The organism is Bacteroidia bacterium, assembly GCA_025056095.1.
In the GTDB taxonomy this organism is placed as follows: Bacteria; Bacteroidota; Bacteroidia; order JANWVE01; family JANWVE01; genus JANWVE01.
Genome location: JANWVW010000222.1, coordinates 1 through 4,680 on the forward strand (window position 1 = coordinate 1; position 4,680 = coordinate 4,680).

At 34.2% G+C, this 4,680-nt stretch carries 5 protein-coding genes; 3 read left to right on the plus strand and 2 right to left on the minus strand.

Going from position 1 to position 4,680, the window contains the following annotated elements:
- Positions 1-406: 406 nt before the first annotated feature.
- Positions 407-1,291: a tyrosine-type recombinase/integrase gene (locus NZ519_12315; GenBank protein MCS7029538.1), complete on the minus strand. Its 885-nt coding sequence runs from the start codon at positions 1,289-1,291 to the stop codon at positions 407-409.
- On the opposite strand from NZ519_12315, the gene NZ519_12320 reads away from it, so the two are divergent.
- A complete protein-coding gene (locus NZ519_12320; GenBank protein MCS7029539.1) occupies positions 1,275-2,096 on the plus strand; it encodes a hypothetical protein in 822 nt (273 codons plus the stop codon). The two genes, NZ519_12315 and NZ519_12320, sit on opposite strands and share 17 nt — an antisense overlap.
- Before the next feature lie 1,196 nt (positions 2,097-3,292).
- Here the strand turns inward: NZ519_12320 and NZ519_12325 are convergent.
- The gene (locus NZ519_12325) at positions 3,293-3,817 is read right to left on the minus strand and encodes a hypothetical protein (protein ID MCS7029540.1); all 525 of its coding nucleotides are present in this window, start codon (positions 3,815-3,817) and stop codon (positions 3,293-3,295) included.
- Between the two features lie 383 nt (positions 3,818-4,200).
- Here NZ519_12325 and NZ519_12330 point away from each other — a divergent pair, with 383 nt between their 5' ends.
- Both NZ519_12330 and NZ519_12335 read left to right on the plus strand, forming a co-directional pair.
- Positions 4,201-4,335 carry a hypothetical protein gene (locus tag NZ519_12330; GenBank protein ID MCS7029541.1) on the plus strand — a complete coding sequence of 45 codons (135 nt, stop codon included), beginning with the start codon at positions 4,201-4,203 and terminating at the stop codon, positions 4,333-4,335.
- 157 nt (positions 4,336-4,492) lie between these two features.
- Positions 4,493-4,680 (plus strand): hypothetical protein (locus NZ519_12335; GenBank protein MCS7029542.1); only part of this gene is annotated, 188 nt, incomplete at its 3' end.

A 4,680-nucleotide genomic window follows, 5' to 3' on the forward strand; every position in this document is an offset into this window, starting at 1 on the left:
AGCAAGATAAAATCAATATGATAAAGGAGATGCTCAAACAAGGTATATCCAAAGAGGTAGTCATGCAGATTGCCAAAATAGATGAGGCATTTTTAAGAAAACATAATTTGACGTGAGTTGAAATAACATTTAACTTTGTAGATATTTGAAAATGAATGTAAAAAAGTAAAGGGTTTTGCATTTTTTTAGCTTGTTTTGGGAAGAAATGAAGCCAAAAATTAGGTATAAAACGAGGTAAGACATCAAAATACAGCTTGCGAGGGGCATGGAGCATGCCATTAGGCAGTGCGAAGCGTTAGCGAAGCACCGAAGCGATAGCATAGCCCGAAGTACGCTGACCTTGTACACCTGCGCGCAGCACAACGTGGGCAAGGACACGCCATAACCCGGATAATTACAAAAATCCTTAAAACTGGATACTTTCCAATGGACTGCTGACCTGTTCAATCACTGGCGAACTTATATGTGTATATATTTGAGTAGTTTTAAGATTTTTGTGTCCTAAAAGCATTTGGATAATTCTTATATCTGTTCCCTGTTCCAAAAGGTGTGTGGCGTAAGTATGCCGCAAGGTATGTACACTTACGGATTTTTTTATATCTGTTTTCAATAAACATTTTTTGAGTATGTTTTGTACACTGCGGGCAGCATACATGCCTCCTTTCTCGCCTTCAAATAAGTACACTTTGGGAAGACATATTTTGTAGTATTCCCTCAACAGTTCTAACAAATTTTGTGGCAGAGGCACATATCGGTCCTCATTGCCTTTGGATTGGTTTATTTTGAGAAGCATTCTTTTGGAGTCAATGTCTGCAATTTTCAGGTTCAATACTTCGGACAGGCGCAATCCACAGCCATAAATAGTAGCTAATATAGCTTTATGCTTGATATTGGAACAGGCGTCAAGGATTTTTTGTATCTCTTCTTTACTGAGTACATTGGGCAGTTTTTGTTCTCTGCTGTCGGTGTAGAGATAATCAAATTTGTAATTTTTCCGAAGTACTTCATGGTAAAGAAATTTTATAGCACCTACTAAAGTTTTTTGATAAGAAGCAGAGATGTTTTCTTGTGTAACCTTTTGGTTAATAAAGGTTTCAATCTCTTTTACGGTAACTTCTTCGGGACTTTTATATGGAAATGCTTGTAAAAACTGTATCAGTGCATTTTTATAGGTCTTTACAGTTTTGAACGTATACCGCTTGATGGTAAGCGACTCCGTAAAATCTCTTATTATAGCAGTATTGTCATAATGTGGCATAATGTTGTAATATTTTTTGAGGATTGACGCCACAAATGTACAAAACTCAAATCAATTCTGTAATATTGCAGCAAAAAAAAGATATTTAATTATGGCAACACGAAAAGAGCAAATTAAAACAAAAGCAGTTGAATTATTAAAAAATAATCCACAGGGAATAAGATATTCTCAACTAGTAAATATGATATATGATAGTTTCCCAGACATTCCAATTAACACAATTCAAGGCGCTATTTGGGATTTAGATGTAACTCTTTCAAGCGAAGTGTATAAAGCAGATAGGGGTTTATTTAGACATACTTCATTTAGAGAAACTCAAATCACTCCAGAAGAGCAAGCAGAAGCTCCTACTGAAGGAGTACCGATTTCCGAAGAAGATTTTTATCAATCATTTGCGGATTATCTAAAAAATGAATTAGAAGAATGTACAAAGGCGATTAAATTGGGCGGCAATAGATTCAGAGATAGATGGGGAACGCCTGATGTTATTGGAATAAAGAAATCAATGCCTTCTGATATAATAAAATTTGAACAAGTCATTGTTTCTGCTGAAATAAAAACGGATACATCTGGAATAATTACTGCTTTTGGACAGGCATGTGCATATAAAAATTTTAGTCATAAGGTCTATATCGTAATTCCAAAAAACTCCAGTGAAGAAGACAAATCTAGAATAGAATCATTGTGCCTAATCTTTGGTATAGGACTAATCTTCTTTGATAGCACTAATACAGAAAATCCGCAATTTGAGATTAGAGTTAGACCAATCAAACATGAACCTGATAGCTTCTATGTAAATAAATACATGAAACTATTAGAAACTGAACTATTTAGTTAATAAATATAAAGCCCGCCTCCGCCCGACTTTCTCGTGCTTCCTACTTGAACCACGTTGCACTTTCGCTATCGATCAGGACACATAACAGCGGATAAACGGTTCGGCTCTTGCAGAAGCCCCACTCAAATTGCCTACGCTTCGCTTCGGCAGCTTCTTTTGTCCGCGAGACGTTGGTGGCAATGCAATTATACTTAATCAACAAAGCAGGATTAATATTTAACTAATGTTTAACTAAACATGCAGAATTATGAATTTACCTACTTTTTATCTATTAAAAACATCGCAGCTTTTCTATTAATTATTACCAGATCAATGGCATTAGTGTATTCAGGGTATATTAACAACCCTGTAATACCCGTAACATCAGATAACGTAATCCTTACGTTAAGGGTAGGTCTATTTATCTTTTCAGGCTACTACTCATATAATTACTTGGCATATGGCAAGGGGAAAATATTAACAGCTTTATTTTTAAACCTCATTGTATTCTTATTGGACGGCATTTGCCTTTACTCAAGGATATAATAATCAAACGCAAAAATGGTTCTCTGTTTCATGAAAATTAAATTTGATTTTAACATTACAATGTAGTTAACATTTTATCTATTATGAATGATATCTGGGGGTATAATGGTGTGAATATCGGGAGATAAAAGATGCTTTTCGGAGCTATATTTTAATAAATACTCGTAGTGAAAATGCGAGTGATACATATTTTTGATGTCTGCAATACTTAGAGTTAAGAATGATTTGTTCTTTTTTTTTTGTTTTTCCAGGAGGATTTTGGAATAAAAGATCATAAAAAAGCCCATGAACACAAAATTTTTCAGAGGTGTAGTTTTATAGTTTCTTAAAGTCATTCAGTCCGAAGTGCTGTCTAGCATCCTGGAAGTTAAATTCTATCTAAAAGCATAAGGAGTAACAGCTTAACATGAATTTTGAGTTGTAGGATATGGATTTAGGAATGTGAAGGGGACACAATAGTTATGATTTGAGAAAACCTGTAAGCGGATTGGCAAAAAATATAAAGGCTCTCACCTGCTTATATTAGATTTTATGAACACAAGGTTACTACGGATTTATTAATAGAGACTAACAGTTTACTAAAAATTACTTTACATTTTTATGTGTAAGTTTTGCAAATCGGTACAAAAACAGAACGAAATTAATCCTAGTAAAGATTAATCTCGTGTTAATTAATACAATATAAAAGGACCTTCAAAACCAAATTTTGGTTCACCCCATTCTTCTGTTTCATCAGGAGGTCTATTATCATATAAGATCTCACTTACATATTCGTATTCTGTATTATCAGTTTCGTCAATTCTTGTAGACGTAATTATTTTTAACTTGCTCTTATGAAACTTTCCAATATCCCGCCAGATATGGTATGTCGAGAAAGCGTGAATATGATACCACATTACAGCAACTTCATCATCGCCTGCGCGCATCATTTCTCGATAGGAAATTCTCATACCGCTTGATACAACTTTTATTTTACTTTCAAGGTAGGTTTCATAGTACTTGCTTGAATTATTATATTTTATTGATAGTTCTAAGCAAGATAATGGAAGCTCTAAATCTAAAAAATTGTCATCGCATAACTCCACATATGAGTCTTCCACTTGCTTCTGTAGTTTTTTGGTGAATTTCTCCTTTTTAAAGGTAAGACCAAAAATTTCTTTTCCTCTACCGTATAATGCTACAAACAGATCGCTCATATTTTTGACATATATAAGTTTGTAAATGTAAATGTATTATATTTCTGCCAAATTGTTAAACTTAATTTATTAAAAATTTCATAAATACTTGATTTACAGCGATATAAAAAACGAAAAGAGTTTCAAAACTCTGAATTTATACTCCGTCTTTGCCCAAGCCATTACGGGGAACGGCATCAGTGCTGCTACTACCCAAAGTTTTTTTACTGTTTTCATACGTATTTTGAAAATTGTGATGGTTGTGAAAGTTTGCTTTCGAAAGCGTTGCAAAAGTCTAAAAAAAAAAACGAGTCAAGTTTTTAGGAAAAAATGTTTTGATTTTTCTTGTATATGTTTGAAAAACAGTCTTTTATATTGTTACTTTTTATTTTGGGCGTGTCCTTGTGGGCGTTTCGCTTTGCTCATGCCCACAAGGTCGGCGTGCTGCGGGCTACGCTATCGCTTCGGTGCTACGCTTCGCTACGCACTGGGCTAACGCCCACCCTCCGCATGCCTCACGCAAACGAATAGCAAACTAAATCCACTTACACAAATCTTAACCTTGTAAGTAATTGAAAATGAATGTTAAACAAGATAAAAATACATTTTAACTATGTAAATCATTGAAAATCAATTCAAAATAAGGTAAAACATTGCCACAAAATTAAACTCTCGTGTTTTTCTTATTTTTGTACCATGATAAAAATTGCCAACCCTGCTTATGACGTTGTATTCAAGTACCTGATGGAAGACAACAAAATTGCCAAGTTACTTTTATCGGATTTATTGCAAGAGGAGATTATAGACCTTGAAGTCAGACCGCAGGAATACATAATGGATGTTATTTCCATGACTGTGTATCGCATAGATTTTAATGCTAAAAT